The 16748-nt window shown below is 50.9% G+C and carries 8 protein-coding genes and 2 pseudogenes; 4 read left to right on the top strand and 6 right to left on the bottom strand.

Going from position 1 to position 16748, the window contains the following annotated elements:
- Positions 1 to 38 precede the first annotated feature (38 nt).
- Both KT71_RS18785 and KT71_RS18780 read right to left on the bottom strand, forming a co-directional pair.
- Positions 39 to 1760, bottom strand: a complete 1722-nt coding sequence (locus KT71_RS18785; RefSeq protein ID WP_023660358.1) for a 2-hydroxyacyl-CoA lyase — start codon at positions 1758 to 1760, stop codon at positions 39 to 41.
- 20 nt (positions 1761 to 1780) lie between these two features.
- Positions 1781 to 3469: an AMP-binding protein gene (locus KT71_RS18780; protein WP_023660357.1), complete on the bottom strand. Its 1689-nt coding sequence runs from the start codon at positions 3467 to 3469 to the stop codon at positions 1781 to 1783.
- 191 nt (positions 3470 to 3660) lie between these two features.
- On the opposite strand from KT71_RS18780, the pseudogene KT71_RS18775 reads away from it, so the two are divergent.
- Positions 3661 to 6680 (top strand): annotated as a pseudogene (locus tag KT71_RS18775) (Tn3 family transposase).
- 1586 nt (positions 6681 to 8266) lie between these two features.
- On the opposite strand, the gene KT71_RS20960 reads toward KT71_RS18775, so the two are convergent.
- Positions 8267 to 8629: a hypothetical protein gene (locus KT71_RS20960; RefSeq protein WP_008293745.1), complete on the bottom strand. Its 363-nt coding sequence runs from the start codon at positions 8627 to 8629 to the stop codon at positions 8267 to 8269.
- A 206-nt stretch (positions 8630 to 8835) separates the two neighbouring features.
- On the opposite strand from KT71_RS20960, the gene KT71_RS20815 reads away from it, so the two are divergent.
- The 3 genes and pseudogenes from KT71_RS20815 to KT71_RS21505 all read left to right on the top strand — a co-directional run bounded on the left by KT71_RS20815 (position 8836) and on the right by KT71_RS21505 (position 12394).
- Positions 8836 to 9417 carry a hypothetical protein gene (locus tag KT71_RS20815; RefSeq protein WP_023660355.1) on the top strand — a complete coding sequence of 194 codons (582 nt, stop codon included), beginning with the start codon at positions 8836 to 8838 and terminating at the stop codon, positions 9415 to 9417.
- Positions 9336 to 10556, top strand: a complete 1221-nt coding sequence (locus KT71_RS18755; RefSeq protein WP_008293746.1) for an AAA family ATPase — start codon at positions 9336 to 9338, stop codon at positions 10554 to 10556. The genes KT71_RS20815 and KT71_RS18755 overlap by 82 nt, the downstream gene beginning before the upstream one ends.
- Before the next feature lie 1019 nt (positions 10557 to 11575).
- Positions 11576 to 12394: pseudogene (locus KT71_RS21505) on the top strand (integrase core domain-containing protein).
- A 331-nt stretch (positions 12395 to 12725) separates the two neighbouring features.
- Here the strand turns inward: KT71_RS21505 and KT71_RS18740 are convergent.
- The 3 genes from KT71_RS18740 to KT71_RS18730 are packed head-to-tail and all read right to left on the bottom strand — an operon-like array spanning position 12726 to position 16689.
- Positions 12726 to 13850 (bottom strand): DNA adenine methylase, encoded by a 1125-nt coding sequence (locus KT71_RS18740; protein WP_040363428.1) that lies wholly within the window; start codon positions 13848 to 13850, stop codon positions 12726 to 12728.
- Positions 13851 to 13855: 5 nt separating this feature from the next.
- Positions 13856 to 15208: a hypothetical protein gene (locus KT71_RS20670; RefSeq protein WP_023660352.1), complete on the bottom strand. Its 1353-nt coding sequence runs from the start codon at positions 15206 to 15208 to the stop codon at positions 13856 to 13858.
- 2 nt (positions 15209 to 15210) lie between these two features.
- A complete protein-coding gene (locus tag KT71_RS18730) occupies positions 15211 to 16689 on the bottom strand; it encodes a DGQHR domain-containing protein (RefSeq protein WP_023660351.1) in 1479 nt (492 codons plus the stop codon).
- Between the last annotated feature and the right edge of the window lie 59 nt (positions 16690 to 16748).

Here is a 16748-nt window from a genome sequence, read left to right as displayed (position 1 = left end):
TCCAGTGAGGTCAAAAAACTCATGCGACCTGTGGCAGACTATTCCGCCCGCCAGTTGACTTCCTGCTCGTGCCAGCGTCCCAGTACCTGCAGGTCATGGACATATGCCATGCCGCTTAGGAAGTCCGGTGATTGCGGGGTCGGGTCGACGACCACATCGAGGAGCGCCGGTGCATTTTTAAACGCCCGTTCCAAGGCACCGGGAAGGTCTTCAATTTTTTCAACCCGCTCGCCATAAGCGCCTACTGCCGTCGCGATCTGATCATAGCGGCAGGATCCTAGTTCGACTCCGACAAGGTTGCCGTTGTAATTTTCTATCTGATCATGTTTGTCAATATTCCAGCCGCTATTATTTGCGATCACCATCACCACTTTGGCATCCTTGCGTGAGCTTGTGTGGATTTCCATGGCGTTAAAGCCGAAGGATCCATCGCCGATCACTGCGACGACTTTTTTGTCCGGTTGACAAAGGGCAGCGGCGTTGGCAAAGGCCCCGCCAACACCGATGCAGCCCAGCGCCCCAGGGTCTAAAAGGGCTGCAGCATCGCTGATCGCCACTCGGGCAAAGGACAGAATATCGCCGCCGTCGATTACCGCAATGGTCTCCTCATCCACATGGGCATTCACCGCATCGATTAAAGAATATGGATGGATGCCATCGTGAGAGGGAAGTTGGCGGATCTTGTTGACCAAGCCCTCCTTCCTTTCGGCATTCCGCTGGGTGATCTCCTTATACCAGGAGCGGTCTGGGTTACTGGGGGCGATGTCCCGATTCGTTAATTGCCGCAACACTGGCGCCACATCGGCCTTGATTTCCGCATCCGCCCGCCGGTTGCCCGAGACATCGTCATCATTCCGCCCGACACGAATGAACTTAGTGTCGGCGCCAAAGATGGCGGGTGATCCAAACGCCACTTGAAAATCGAGCTTGCGGCCTAGGGTGATGATGACATCGGATTCCTTCATAGCATTGCCGCGCATCGCCGGGACATTCGCCGGATGACCTCCAGGCAAGGCGCCGCGGCTTTCCGTCGTGTCCAGATAAATCGCCCCGGTCTTTTCCAAGAAGTCCTCCAATTCCGCGCAACAGCCATGCACCTGCTGGCCTGCCAAAACCAGGGGTCTGCGGGACGCGCGCAACAAGGCGGCGGCAGCGTCCAGTTGATCTGCTTCCGGTTCCATGACCGATGGCTGCCAAGGCTCCAGCCAGGCTGGGTTTAGATCGGCCTTGGGTAAAATTTCCCGCTGAATGTCTGTGGCGAAATCGATATAAGCCGGCCCCGGCGCGCCATCACTTCCCATGGCGGCGCGAACCGTCGCGTCGAGCCGGGGCAGGATATGGCTCGCGGACCAAACCACCTCGACCCGCCGGCACAGTGGCCGGACGATCTCGGCTTGCGGTATATCCTGCATGCTAGACATGCCATCCTGGGGCCGCGGCACGCGGCCGGAGATTACCAAGACCGGGACCCGCGCCACATCAGCATTGGCGATGCCGGTCACCGCATTGGTCACTCCTGGCCCGGCGGTAGCCATGATGACCCCGAAATTGCCGGTCAAGCGAGCCTCGGCATGGGCCATGTAAACTGCGGCGCATTCATGGCGGGTATCTACGAAATCGATCCCAATGCGGACTAAGGCATCGCATATCGGCTGGATATGCCCACCAATTACGCCATAAACCCGTTTGACTCTCCGGGCCTTCAAAAATTTGGCGATGGCCTCAGCTCCGCTCAATCTGCTTAGCGGTCTTTCCGACATAAATTTTGTCCTTAAAAAAGTTAGGCGCCTCGGCGAATGTAAATGCCGTCGGCCTCCCGGTCCCAAAAGCTTTTGCCGTTATCCCCGCGCAATTCTCGCTTTAGAACCTTGCCGTTGGGCGTTTTCGGAAGCGCATCGAAAACACAGAAATAGCGGGGCACTGCGAAATAGGGCATTCGTTTTTTGCAATGCTCCAAAAAGGCCATACGGTCCAAATCACCGTCTTTTGTGACTAGACAAATCTTAATATCGTCTTCGCCCTCTCTGGCCGAAACGGCGACGGCGGCGGCCTCCAAGACGTGATCATATTCCGTTGCGGCTGCTTCCAATTCATAGGAAGAGATATTCTCCCCCCGCCTGCGGATGCGGTCCTGCAGCCGGTCGACGAAATAGTAGTAGCCGTCTTCGTCATAGCGGCCACTGTCTCCAGTGTGGAACCAAAGGTTACGCCAAGCTTTTACCGTCCGTTCGGGCATGCAGAAATATTCCATCAACATGGTCCAGGGATATTTTGGCCGCACCAAGATCTCTCCGACTTCGTTGGCGGGAAGGATGCGGTCGGTTTCCGGGTCGACGATGGCGACCTCGAACCAATCGGCGTTAAGGCGGCCGCAACTGCCCGGCCGTAGCGGATCCTCCAATCGCCGTAATATCGGCAGACTAGTTTCCGTCATGCCATAGGCCTCGACGCAAATGGTGCCGAAGCGGGCTTCGAATTCATGCGCGATGGCCGCAGGCAACGGCACCGTTACCATGCGGGTAATCTTCATCTGTCGATCCCGTTTTGATGGCTGCCGGTCAAAGATGAATTGCGCCATCACTCCTAAGAGACTGGACACTGTAGCACCGCACTCTATTGCCTGTTCAATCCACTCATTGGTGGTGAAGCGGCGGTAGAGGACAAATTTTCCGCCATTGATAAGTGTGGCATAGATCTGCATGATCTGAGAATTGCCGTGAAACAGCGGTAGGACTACCAGGAAAACATCTCGCGCCATGAGCCGTAACATGTCTCCGGTCAGCCAGGCGAAAAAATACATGTGGCCATGGGACATCAAGACACCTTTGGCTGGGCCTGTGGTGCCAGAGGTATACATAATCGCCGCCGGATCCTGACAAACCACATCAATCTTGCGAATTTCTTCCAGCAGCGCCGGCGTCACCGCTTCTTCCAAGTCATGCCATGAAAAATGGCGCCAGGGGATGTTGCTGAGGCTCTCGCCATTTACGACCACACTTTCGATGCTCTGCGCTTCAGTGGCAATGTCGATCAATGGATCAATCAGGGTGTCATCGACGATGACCATTTTGGCGCCGCTATTTTCCAGAACATGAACCAGAAATTGGCCGCGCAAGGCCAGGTTGACTGGTACCTCAACAGCACCGAGGAAGTTGATAGCAAACCAGGCAAAGACCATCTCCGCCGAATTTTCCATGATCAACGCGACCCGATCTCCGTGGCGGATACCCTGAGCATGTAGATTTGCTGCAATGGTTTCTATCTTATCAACCAACTCCGCATAGCTAAGGCTGGGCTCTCGCTCGAATTGCATGGCCGGGGCATCCGGTCGTTCTGCTGCCTGGCGGCGTAAAATAACGGGCAAGGCCCATTTCTTTTGATCGGCCAATAGGTCTGTCTGGGAAGTGGACTGAAAATCCGGGTTTATGGATTCCAAAACTTGATCCAGATCGATTTTATTTCCACTCATGTGCCTTTCTCCCATTGCCGTCACCGCAGCCTTAATTCAAGGCGGTTGCCGGATCAAATAGGGGTCCTAGGGATTTTGCCTCCAAATATTGCAAAAACCGCCGGAGGCCCCGCCATCCGTGGGCTGCAGGGGGCTATTAGTTTCTAATGCGCTGAGAAATTCGGTATCTTCTTCGACCTTTAGGTCAAAGAATGAGCAGAAACAAGCGGCTATCAATCCTCACTGCTGCCGAGGTCGAGGATCTATATGGCGTCCCATCCTTCAATGAGTCATACCAGCGATTCTACTTTATGCTGAATGACAAAGAACTAGCGGAGATATCGAGAATAAGGCAACGCAAATATCGTTGTGTGGCGATTGCTTTGCTGGGCTACTTCAAATGCAAACCGGTCCTGCTTAACCCAAGGTACAAATCAATGCAGGACGACTTGGTATTCATAGCCCGATTTCACTATAGGGACCTTACCTTCAGGCGTTTTAGCCTGAAACCTGACCAAAAATCCCGTATCTATGCGCGTGTTCTATCGATCGTCGGCGTCAGCAACTGGAACGATAAAAGACATCAGCCACAGCTTGTCGAGCACTTGTGTACCTGTGCTGAAAGCTGGGTGGAGCCCCGAGCAGTCTTTGACGCTGCAATCGAATATTTGGCTCGCCAGAAAATCGCAATTCCCGCCTATAGTACGCTGCAGAAGATCGTCAGTCAGGTTATTGGCCAGCACCAGAAACGATTGCATGACCAGATCGACGCCGCTTGCAGCCAAGGTCTATCAACTATGTTGCTCACACTGGTTTCCGGTGAAGGCCAGTTTACATTCCAGCAACTACGCCAGAGCGCCCGCAATTTTACCGGCACCGAGTTGCAAAAAGAAATAGCCGTGTATCACCATATTCAGCCGTGGATGACGGATGTGACGACTGTACTCGAGTCACTTTCTCTCTCTCAGAAAAACCAGCAACACTATGCCGAACGGGTGACTACTACGGAGCCAAACTTAAACGTCAATCGCTTGCTAACCAGCGCCTGTACTTGCTGTGCTATCTGCAGTCGCGGCACCAGCAGGGCCTGGAACGTATTGCGGAAGGGTTCATACATCACCTCCGGCAAGTGAAACAACGTGCGCATCAAATGGCCCAAGAACGGGTCTATCGGGATTGGCAAAAGGCAGCTCGCAATGTGAGCAAAGCTGCTGATATCTTACACCTGTTCGTTGATGACAGCATCGATCCTGATACGTCGTTTCAAGCTGTACAGCAACGGGCGTTCCAGTTTCTCAATGTCAGCGACCTGAACTCAGTCTGCCGATACCTGAGTAATCAGAAACAGTCGGCGGAGGAGGCATTTTGGCAGCACCTGGATACGGAGTCCACATTGCGAGCCGGACTGTTGCGTTCGCTCTTTTGCTGTCTGCGTTTTGACGGTACCGACAAAACGCGGCGGTTAGCCGGGGCCCTGGCCCAAGCTCGGTTGGATTTGGTCGCCGGTAATAGGCTCGGCGATGTCAGCATTGATCAGCGTTTACTACCGAAAGCCACACGGCCATTGCTGTCGAAACCCGATGGCAGTATAGACAAATCCAAGTATGAATGGTTTTTGTATCTGCAGATACCCAACCGCTTAAACGGCCAGTTGACGCTGCCGGAAGTCATTCGATATCGGGCGTTAGAGGATGATCTCGTGAAGCCAGAGATCTGGAAAAACCAGAAGGGGTCCTTGGTGGAGGGCACTCAGCAACCCAATATCAGCGAGGATCCGAAACGTCTGATTCCACGCATGGCGGATGAGCTGACCCTTCGGTTGCACGAAGTCAGCCACTATTTGGAGCGTTCAGATACCAGGGACGTAATTTTGCGACCGAAAGACGGCAAACATCACTGGCGGCTGCCTACAGCCAGCAAGAAGCACCTAGTGAATAACCCGTTCTTCCAGCAAATGAAAGCGGTCAGCATCGCCGATGTATTGCGCGTAGTGGATCGGGATACCGGGTTCATTGACGACTTCCAACATGTGCTGGGCTTGAGCTCGAAAAGCCGTCAGTACGAAGTGGATCTGCTGGCGATACTGATTGCCAATGCCACTAATCAGGGCATCTATGGCATCGCGCAGATTTCTGACTGCACCTATGAACAACTCAGCACTATCCAAGCGAACTACCTTCGGTTGGAAACCCTGAATGCGTCCAATGACCGCATCAACAACGCCACTACACGACTGAGTATCTTCAAGCACTACAACATTCAGGAAGATATTCTGCACGCCAGTGCCGATGGTCAGAAGTTCGAAGCCAAACGCGAGACATTCCGCACGCGGTACTCCTCAAAATACTTCGGGACCAGCAAAGGCGTGTCCGCGGTCAGTCTGAATGCCAATCATATGGCCATCAATGCCCGGGTAATCGGGGCCAATGAGCATGAATCCCATTACATCTTTGACCTGTTGATGAACAACAGTACTGAGATAGTCCCCGACATGCTCTCAACTGACACTCATGGAGTAAACCATGTGAACTTTGCCCTGCTCGACCTGTTCGGATATCGGTTCGCACCTCGATATGCCCAGGTCGGCAGGGTCATCAATGAACTATTCAACATCACCGAAGACAAGAACCAGCAAGTGCATATATCGTTGCGCAAGCCGATCAACACGCAGCGTATCATGGCTCACTGGGACACCATCCAGCGGATTGCCGTCTCTTTGGCTCAGCGCAAGACCAGTCAGGCCAGGTTAGTGCGTAAACTATCCGGTTACAAGCACAATCACCCATTACTGGAGGCATTGACCGAATATAACCGGCTGCTGAAAGCCCAATATCTGCTGAACTACATTGACGACGCCAGCCTTAGAAATCACGTTCAGCGAGCGTTGAACCGGGGTGAAGCCTATCACCAGCTGAGACGGGCGATTAGCCACGTCAATGGCGACCGATTCCGGGGTAATAGCGATGAGGAGATCCAGATCTGGAACGAAAGTGCCAGACTGGTGGCAAATGCCATCATCTACTTCAACTCAAAAGTGCTCAGTAATCTGCTGGACAGCTTTGAGGATCAAGGCAATGCAATGTCTCTGGAAACAGTAAAGCGGGCCTCACCTGTAGCCTGGGAGAATATCAACCTCCGGGGTAGATACACATTCGCACCGACAGGTGAATTGCCAAAACTTGAGGATTTAATGGAATCGATTGATGGCTACCGGCCGACAATCGATAAGTAATGGGCCTCCAGAAACCACAGCTGGCGCGGCCTGCAGCGGTTTTTGCAATATTTGGAGGCAAAATCCCTAGGACCCCGGGGTAGAACCCCGGCGGTCCTTCGGTCGGCTGTTTGGTTGCACTTACAACCTAAACCGATTGGCTGTCCGCCTCTACTACTTGCTATATCCCGCTAATACGCGATGAACCTTTTTTTTTCTGCGACTGCATCAGGGTTTAGCATGTGTGCCGGTTATGTTTGGATTGATGCAATTCGACGGGAGCGTTTGAGGCACCTTGCCGGGGAAGTATTCGTTGTGAAATTTGTAATCCCGGTCTTTTGGATTGGATCTATCGGCTGGGCCTTATCATTGTTTGCGTTGGCCGGTCTTATGCTTGGCATCTTCCAGATTGGCCGGCTGGCGTTTCAGCTGTAGGGCGCAGTTGACTCCGCGGTGTTTTTAATGAGATCGCCTATCGAGCTAGCGTCAGCAGGTATTTTGTTCGTAGTTTCGTTCGTAATCTCCGCTATAAAGCCTTTGCCACAGCCAGCGGACTATCATCAGCTAGCGGACCAAAGAACAATATTTGGTGTGCCAAACGCCATCGACGTATTCACCAACTTCCCCTACGTGGTAGTTTCTATCGTTGCATTATTCTGCGTTACTAGGCTCTACCGTGAGTCGAGGGAGGTGCTTGCGGCATTCATCTTTGGCTGTTTTTTCCTCTCTACCGCTTCGGTTAGTATCACCTCGAGTCTATATCACCTCGCACCCAATAACGTATCGCTGGTCGGGGACAGGCTCTCAATTGTTTTTTCTGCAACTTTTTTGGTTGGAGTTGCTTGCCTAAAGGTATTTGGTAGTCGAGAAACGCTGAGAGTCGTAGCTATTTCCGGCATTTATGGCGTTTCCTCGATGCTATACTGGTGTTTGACGTCAGGAAGTAGACTAGAAAATATCTTGTACTATGTCGCCTTCCAAATCTTTGTAGTTTGCTTTGTTGCCTTTTGCTGCTTTCTCCGGTGTGCGCGCTCTATGAGTTATAAATGGCTTTTGAGCGCAGTGGTTGCTTACGCTGCGTCTAAGCCATTTGAGATAAACGATGCTCAGTTTTTGGCGCTAACAAACGGGTTGATTAGTGGCCACTCGGCGAAACACTTAGTGATCGTCTTTTGTGTTTGCGCGGTGTTGATGCATATGCTTAGGTCTGGCGATTTCAGCTGCCGATCTAGCGGTTCCCCGAATGCTTAACGTTTACTTGTTCTTGATCCACAGGAGAGATTATCGACTGTTGGATTGTGACATTGCTATATGTGCATTTAAGAAAAAGGGGCATCTAAAAATTTTCAAGCGCCGTCATGAAACTGATACCTTCGAGAATTCTGATTCGGCTGGTAAGTATGGTTATGCAGGTTGAGGTCTCTTTGAGGAAGAACGTGAGTTCACAGTGAACTATGCAAGCTAAGTACTGTTTCAAAAAGACCAAATCTACATCATGGTGCAGGCTGGTTCACGGGGTTACGCGACAACGAAGTCCGAGATTTTCTGAATGCCATGTGTTTTCCCTACGGAACGTGTCAACCTCATATGGACACTTTGCTCAGCAGTTAAATTCCATTTGATGCATGCCCTGCCGCCCGCAGCGTGGGGAAGTTGACGGCATCGATGACGCCTTCGGCAATGTCCTCGTCACTGATCGGATTGATCGCGACCTCGCAGGGTGGCAGCTTCACGGTCGGTCTTCCACGAACAAAGCGTTCCGGGTTCTGGGCATAGCGTAGATCCAGGGCCGCTTGCTTTGTGACGGCTACCTCCCGATAGGCGCCGGTGAGCACCTGCTCTGGCGTGTAGCCATTGAGTCCGCTGTGGTGGTGCTGCTGGGTGTTAGCCCAGCGGTAACAGTCGTTGCACCACTGTCTGGCGTGCGTTGCACCGGTGAACCTGCCGGGGTAGTCGGGCTGGTATTTCAACGTCTTGAAGGCGCTTTCGCTGACCGGGTTGTCATTGCTGACACACAGAGCCTAGGTCTCCTTGAATTTGGTGACCTTGGGGTTTTCACCCTAAACAGCTCAGATTAAGAAATACCTGCAATAGATCGCAATGCCAGATCTTGCAAGGTTGGAGTTACGGGAGTACCTTCAAAAACTCCGCTTTTAGCAAGATACGACTCAATGTAATGACACAATTCTATGTGACAACATCGCGTACGGGCGAAAAGCAATTTGTGTTCGAGCGGGTAAATGTGCTCCTAGGATCTAACGGTACTGGTAAATCAAAGCTTTTGCAGGAAATGCAAAGCCACAGCGACGGATCTCTTCCAGGGTACACGCCCGTACGGATTGAAGGTGGTCGGGCAGTGACCATGTTTGATTCCCTAACGTTAAATAACCGGAATTTTGGAGAATTTTCGACAATTGACCAGATATTAAACGGCTTCAAGCAGAAGCGTGCTCAAACACTCACAGGGCGGTTGTTCCACGGATTAAAGGCGCTCGAACAACTTGGTGTCGATGCAAAGATTGAGCATTCTGATTCGGTCGTTAACTGGCAGGTGGAAGGTGCTAATGGCAAAATGCCAAGACTTCCGCAAGATCCAATGGATCGAGTATTCGAAATATTCAACGACATTTTTCCTACGATATCTCTGAGGTACAGACGCTCGGACAATAGGCTCCTGTGCAAAAAAAATGGAAGCGAATATGGCCCCACGACTTATCTGACGGTGAGAAGCAGGTGTTCTCGATACTTGTTGACGTAATTGAGTTGACTGAGGAGCAGAGTGTCTTGTTCGTTGATGAACCCGAACTGAATCTGAATCCTGGCCTTGCGAACCGCCTTTGGACATCAATCGAGAGCTTGCTGCCGCTTGCCGTGTTTATATACGCTACGCACAGCGTGAACTTTGCTCTTCGTGAAACTGTTCAGCGTCTGCTTGTCTTGAGTAATAACGATGAGAGCATTCAAGAATTGGCAGGATTGGACGAGCTTTCGTTCGAAGATCAGAAAGCACTACTTGGAAATATTCCCTCTCTAATTGCCCATAAAAATGCACTAATTGTGGAAGGGTATGACGAGTCTTTTGACGGGATCTTCTATCGCTGGATACTAAGCGAGCTCAACGTTGTACCGTCGCCAGTTGGTGCAAGCGAGGACGTTACGGCAATGGCGACCCGTCACGGGAAGTGGGCTCGCGTTTCCCCGGAAGTGAGACTAACCGGGATCATTGACAGAGATTTCAAATCTGACGACGCAGTGCAAAGCCTCGAAAATAAGGGGCTGATCGTACTAGGCATGCATGAGGCGGAAAACTATCTTTGCGACCCCGAACTGCTTCACGCACTTGCCGGTGCATTGGGAACACTCGAAAAACCATTGAGCCGAGCGGAATTCGAACAAGAACTTTTTGATTACTTGAATGAAAATGAACTAGAAATCTGCGCCAAACGCACGAATGCTAGACTAAATTTAAATATTCGGCCTTCAGTTCCGTCGAAAACACTGAAGAAAGTAGCTAGTTACGCTGACCTAGAGAGAGCTTTTATCGAAAACGTCAGCTCGCAAATGGCACATGCGAACACCGTTTTTGATGAACAGAGTGTGAAAGCCGCATTGGAGGATGAGCGTACCCGTCTGCAAGCTATCAAATCCGGTCGAGACGTGCACGAAGCCCTCAAGCTTCTTCCTGGAAAAGAGCTCCTCAAACGATACGCAAAATCCTTAGGACTGACAGATACGAACTCTCTTGCACGCGCAGTGAGAAAACACCTTGACGTCGAGAGTTTCCCTGCGATTGCTGTCCTCAAGACACGGCTGTATTCAATTGTGTCAGGTACCAGCAATCCATCTGCGACCAATCAAGCGCAAGCGGCGAATTCTGTGGTTACTAGCGATAACTAGGAAGGCGGGCATCAAGATCAGGCTCCTGGAATTTTTTTCAGCCCTAGTTTGATCGCGTCGGAGTGTCACTGTGTGCGTCACGCTTTTTTCCGCAGTCCTACTTACAGTAAAAGCGGCTGCAAGCATTAGTCAGACGGTCTCGAGAGCTGTAAGCGTATGGTAAACCTATTGAACTGGTCGCAAGAGGGTGCACGCTGCCTAATGCAGACAACAACGGCGAACTGCGAACCTGTTTCGAAAAACGGCATTCGGAGCTGAGCTGCCTGAGGCCGGCTAATCACGAACATGACCCGGTCAAGCTGGCAGAGCAATAATTTCTGTGTCGACCCCACTAATTTTGGCGTTCTCCATCAGGATCAGGCCCGTGAATCTCGCTAAGATGGTGTGAAACTGAGCCAAAAATCGATGCTAGAGCCTCGAGAATGACAGCGTAGCCCACGAGATTGTTACTGCACCTTTTCGAGCATTTGGGCGAGACAAACCATAATAGGGACGTCAGAGCCGGACGCGTGCACAGAATTTGTATGAAAAGTAAGCGGGGAAAAATATGATAAGTCATATCAACGAACTACGAGAAGAGGCGCTTGATAGTCTGTCCTCTGTCCTCTGTCCTCTGTCCTCTGTCCTCTGTCCTCTGTCCTCTGTCCTCTGTCCTCTGTCCTCTGTCCTCAGTCCATAGGGCAAAAGACACACAAGCCAAGAAGCTCTGGCCTGGAGCTAGAAATTCGTTTCTAGCACTTACCGCAGCAGCTTCGTTTCTAACAGCAATAGCGGCTCAGACAGGGTTGGCAAGCGCGCTAAACCTAGCGGCGCAACCTTTATACGTACCTTGTTTTTTAGCTATGGCTTGCATCTTGATTTTGGTGTTGTCGAAGCAAATCTGGTTAAACAGCCTTGGCTCTCCAATACCGGTATATCTTGCGCTTTGTATTACTTGGATATGTGCTTGTGTAATCCCCCCAGGAAGTAGTCGAGGGTTTAAGTAGAGACTTTTATGATGCTCAAACAAGGAGAGCAGAATGAGACAGTCTCGATTCACCGACAGCCAGATCCTGGCAATATTGAAGCAAGCAGAGGCCGGGGCGCCGGTAACAGATCTATGCCGGGAGTACGGCATGAGCTCAGCGACGTTTTACAAGTGGCGCGCCAAGTTTGGCGGCATGGATGCCTCGATGATGAAGCGTCTGAAGGAACTGGAAGCGGAGAACGCCCAGCTCAAGAAAATGTATGCCGAGGAGCGCATCAAGTCCGAGTTGCGTCAGGAAGCCCTCGAGGGAATGCCCATGAAGAGGGGCAGACCCAGTTGTAAGGCCATCCGCGCGGCGTGAGATGGCCAAGATTGGCATAGCAAAGCTAGATGGTGAAAACGCGCTGGTCGCTGACTAGCTGCTACGTCTGACGGGCTCAGGGATGGTAGAACGATCCGGACGTTTAACGTTATCGACGACTACAATCGAGAAGGTCTGGGAATTGAAGTGGACTTCTCGTTGCCGGCACCACGCGTGATTCGGGCATTAGATCAGATCATCGAGTGGAGGGGTAAACCTGCGGCAATTCGCTGCGACAATGGCCCGGAATATATCTCCCAAACGTTAGTGGCGTGGGCCAACGAACATCGGATTACGCTCATCTATATACAGCCTGGAAAGCCGACACAGAATGTCTACATCGAGCGTTTCAATCGAACAGTCCGGCATGAGTGGCTTGATCTTCATTCGTTCGTTTCGCTGGATCATGCCCAAGCTTTAGCCACACAATGGCTTTGGCAATACAATAACGAAAGACCGAATACCGCCATTGGCGGCGTGCCGCCCAGGCAGTTAATGATGGCGGCTTAACCCTCTACCGAAAACTGCGGTTATAAATGGGGGGATTACAGTCCCTTCGAAGACGTTAGGGCGCATTCCACTGAGGTGACTAATCTCCGTGTTACTTCCTAATCAGAACAACCGCTGGCAACGATTTAATTTAACATAACAATGATTATGCGCAGTCACACATACTGTGTAGGCGTTGCAGGGACAACTTAATCATATTCGGTGTCAGTGAGGTTTCAATCTTCGTTGTTTCCATACGGTCGAACTGGCATAGGTCCACCGGTGACTTGGTCAGACCTTGTCCGTATTTCGGTCGCCATAGCAAGTGCCCGCTAAAGTCCTGCGCGGCGGACTACTTGGCAGACAAATAAAGAATCAACTCTTCAGAGTCTTGTCGAGCTGCTCGGTGCTTGCGATCTCCGCCAAGCGTGGAGAGCCGTGATGTGACTTTTGTTTCAATCAGCTTAAAGTGCTTAGACGATGCTTCAATGACTTCAGCACCGCTAAGCCCATTACTCGCCTGCCCCGCCGGAAAAGTCATCAGTACATTTGCCCCCCTACTTGCAAGAGTTGATAAAAGCCCATCTAGTGCTGTCCGCGATTGAGTCCTCAAGCTGTAGTCTGATCTAGGGCGTTCCTCCTGTGGCGGATAGCGCCCACTCCCCTTTATGGATCCGACTTCACCTCGGGCAACGGTTTCCAAAACGTGATAGAAGCGACTGTAATGCACGTCAGAATATGGTGGGTCTAGGAAGACAAGATCATCCTCTTGAACGTCATGTGCTGCGATATTCGCATCCATCACAAAACTGCGCCCCTTTACCTTTGCATACTGCGTGCTCAAAAACAGCGCGGTTTCCCGAACTATCTTGGGTAAGTTCCGCAACCAAGCCTCTATTAGGAACGGACCCGCGGTTGGATTTGCCTTAAACGGTTGAGCCGTATGCCCCGGGGCTGCTGCACAACTACTCGCTGCTCGCACCAAACATGCAAGGGCAATATCCTTATGCTCCTTCACCTTTGGCAGTGTCCGGCGAAGGTCGTCAAGCCACATTGATTGAAGCGGCGAAAAGTAATATCCACCATACGCACTGGTTATTGGATGATTTTCTGTCTCCGTGGCAATCTTACGAGCCAAAGCAGCAGCAACCTCCGGCTCTAATGTAATTAAGCTTTCTTGGAGATCTGAAGCGGCCTTAAGCATTGCCATGTCCTGGACCGCCGATGCTCTAGCAAACCAACGACATATCCAACTGTTGTCGGCTATCGCACTGTCTCGCTCCAAAACGGACTTCGCAAGTACTACTGCAAAGGTTTGTAGGTCGACCGCAATCACCGCCTTTTGATATCGTTGAGCGATATGCGAGGCGACTGCACCAGACCCAGTGAAAAGATCATATACCTTTGGCGCCGACGCAATAGACTTATCGATTACATCGCCTAATCCATTCTTCAGCATCGTTCTTTTAGAGCCCATATACTTCAAGGACATAAGCTCCACAACGCTGCCCTTTCGAACTGCGCTACGATTGGCAGCCCGTTTGCAGCATTATTGTAGAATTCTCGCGCATCCATGCGATTTTTCGATACTACGCCCTGAAAATCTTCGACGGCGTAATTGACTTCGTCCCACAAATCAGACATTTGTGTTGGTAATGATGCGGCGGCCGCAAACCCTCGTGAAACAGCTACCGGATCCAGCCAAGGCCGAAGGTCGGAGCCGTCGACTGATCGTCCACCCATAGCGAAGGTAGCGTTCGTGAAACTTGTCGCAGCTCGTAAGAGTAGTACAGCTCGCGATATCATTGAAACGGAAGTGCTGCCATTGTCACGCGCTGAAGTAAAAATCCTTGGTTCATCTACAGACCGGTTCGCGATTAGAAATTCCAAAGAAACAGCTTGCTTTAGTGTGGATTCCAGCTCATCGAACCGACTCGCAATTGCAGACTCACCGAGTGGCATCGCATTCGCTGCGTCCACCTGTGCATTGTCGGTTTCATGGAGCATTTGTAGCGTGTTTCGTAAAAGGTGAATATCAAGCTCATCAAACCCAAGAGCGGAGGAGGGCTTGAGTAACTCCCATGTTTGCGCAATAAATCCCATATCCTCCTTAAAGTCGCCATCTATTTGATTTAACTGATGTGGGGCATAGCTTGAGATATTTCGCTGAACATGATGTTGTGTTCCTAAAGTTAAATCTAATGCCCAGTTATGTATCAAAGGTGCAACAATAGAGCTGGCTTGTCTGCTAGGCCAGATAGATCGAACGCTGTCTAAAAGGGGGACACCGTGAACCTTTACGTTTGATAAAAAAGCTTCCGCGTTCGAATCGTTACTTGCCCATATCTCGAGTGCTGGCCAAACAACTGCATGGGTTCCCGTACCCCGTTTCGTTTCCCTATTATCTTCGAGCTTTAATATTGTGCCAGCGCTATCAGTGAGAAAATTTAGCCCATTGAATATGCCAATCCCTGATGCTGCCAGGATACTCAAAGCAGCGCGGAGCTGAGCGTAGTACGCAAAATGGCGCGCCGCATGACTGTCGCGGGAAATCAACGACGAGGCTGATCTTGCGAGGAAACCCCAGCCATCTAAACAGTGGTTTGGACCTGCAGCCGCAATAAGCGTAACGAGCTGATTTTCTGTGAATCTACTCCTTGCATCGCACAGTTTCTTAATTGGAATTCCGTTTGTGTCTAAGACCTGACCACCCGTGGCAGGGTGCGGAAGTGCTAGCCAATCTCGCACTTCTTTTGCACGAAAGCTCTGTTGAGAGTTGGCTATCTGGTTGGAGCTCGCTTGTGCTACGCGACAGGGATCAAAGTTCACTGTCATTGCTATGATTGCTTGCGCAAATCTTGGCCTGCACTGGAAGCGCTTGGATCACTCGCTTCTTCGATAACTCTCAGGATGTCTTTTGTAAGTAAGGTATATCCGCCGCTTCCTCTGTAGGCACGTCGCGTCAACTCGAGATCACGATCATCTCTGACGCCTGGTCCATCAAGAGACCGCCAGTCGAACTTCACCAACGAAGATGTTAGAGATCTCAATTTACGATGAAATTCCTGGTTTTTCAAGGACTCCCAAGCTGTGTCTATATCATCCTCGCTTGTATCTGTTTCATCAAAAACGTCTACAGACCATGAGTTCAAACCCCACTGTGAAGCTTTTTCAAAAAGAATATCGTTGGCAACAGCATGTACCGCTCGTACACCCATGTCTTGGTTGAGCAGGACGCTCTTGTCATCAAGGGGGTTTCTGTCGGCTTGTCGAAATGCGATGACCCAGTTTTCTGTTGAGTTACCGATTTGGTTAGCCAAAAGGGTCCAAAACTCTAATAGCAACGCAACTTGTTGTGCTCTTGTCCATGGCAAGGGCTCACCATTTTCATCAAAGGCTGCTTGGAATAGACCATATCTACCCGAAGTTCCTCTACCAGTTCCAAAAAAAGCAGCAGTCAGCGACCTGACAAACGCGGCTTGACTGACCCGTCCAGCACCACTTTCTCCGAGCATATTTACGCGGTTGAACCATGGGCTCTGATGGTGCTTGTAAAGCCACTCCGTAATCTCCTGCGCGCGCGCTTCGCGGTACACCGTTAAATCACCGGTCTGCTCTAGCCATGTCTGATTTCTGAGCAAAGGGTAGAGATCAAAAGCGTGGCTCGGATTTATCCGCTTTGGCGAAACGTTGATCGACCAAAAGAGGTAGGCTTGCCATGCGATGTCGAGGCCATGGAAGGCGACCACTGGTAACTCGTAGTCACCGGTGAGACTATCGTCGAATGCCCAAAGACGATGTTGGCCATCAATAACTTCAAGCGGTCTAATAGCGTCTGCCTCGAACTCTGAAATGTCGGGCAACTGGAGTTCGCACACACCATTTTTTTCAATGATTACACCACCTTGTCCTAGATTAAGAACCTTGCCTCTTCTAGGGTCACCTTCTTCAAGAATGTTGACAACAATCGCGGTGGGAAGCCAACCTGGCTTTTTTAAAACTTCTCTATCGGGGTTGCGTTGATTTTCCTTCAAATCACCGTATGGGTAGCCATCCTGGACAAAACGTCTGATCCGATCGGTCCGCTTCTCATCGCGGTCTCGTTGGATACCCTCAGCATTATCTGAACTACGCTGCCGCCTGTAAACGTCGCTGTATTGTCGCAACTTAGCTGCGTTCATCGAAAACATATATAGGTTGGGTTTGGGCTTACGGCTAGGTCCTTTTACCGAATATTCGAAGTTGTCCCAGTGTTCAAGCCATTGCGTGAACTTGATCAGATGTACACACTCTCCGGCCGTGATCTTACTCATCATGTACTCTCGTCAATCGACTATTTGCTGTGTTGATCATACCAGACAAGGATTTGTTAGAA

Source organism: Congregibacter litoralis KT71 (assembly GCF_000153125.2).
GTDB classification, from domain to species: Bacteria; Pseudomonadota; Gammaproteobacteria; order Pseudomonadales; family Halieaceae; genus Congregibacter; species Congregibacter litoralis.
Note: the sequence above shows the minus strand (reverse complement) of the source record. Positions and strands in the feature narration are given on the sequence as shown.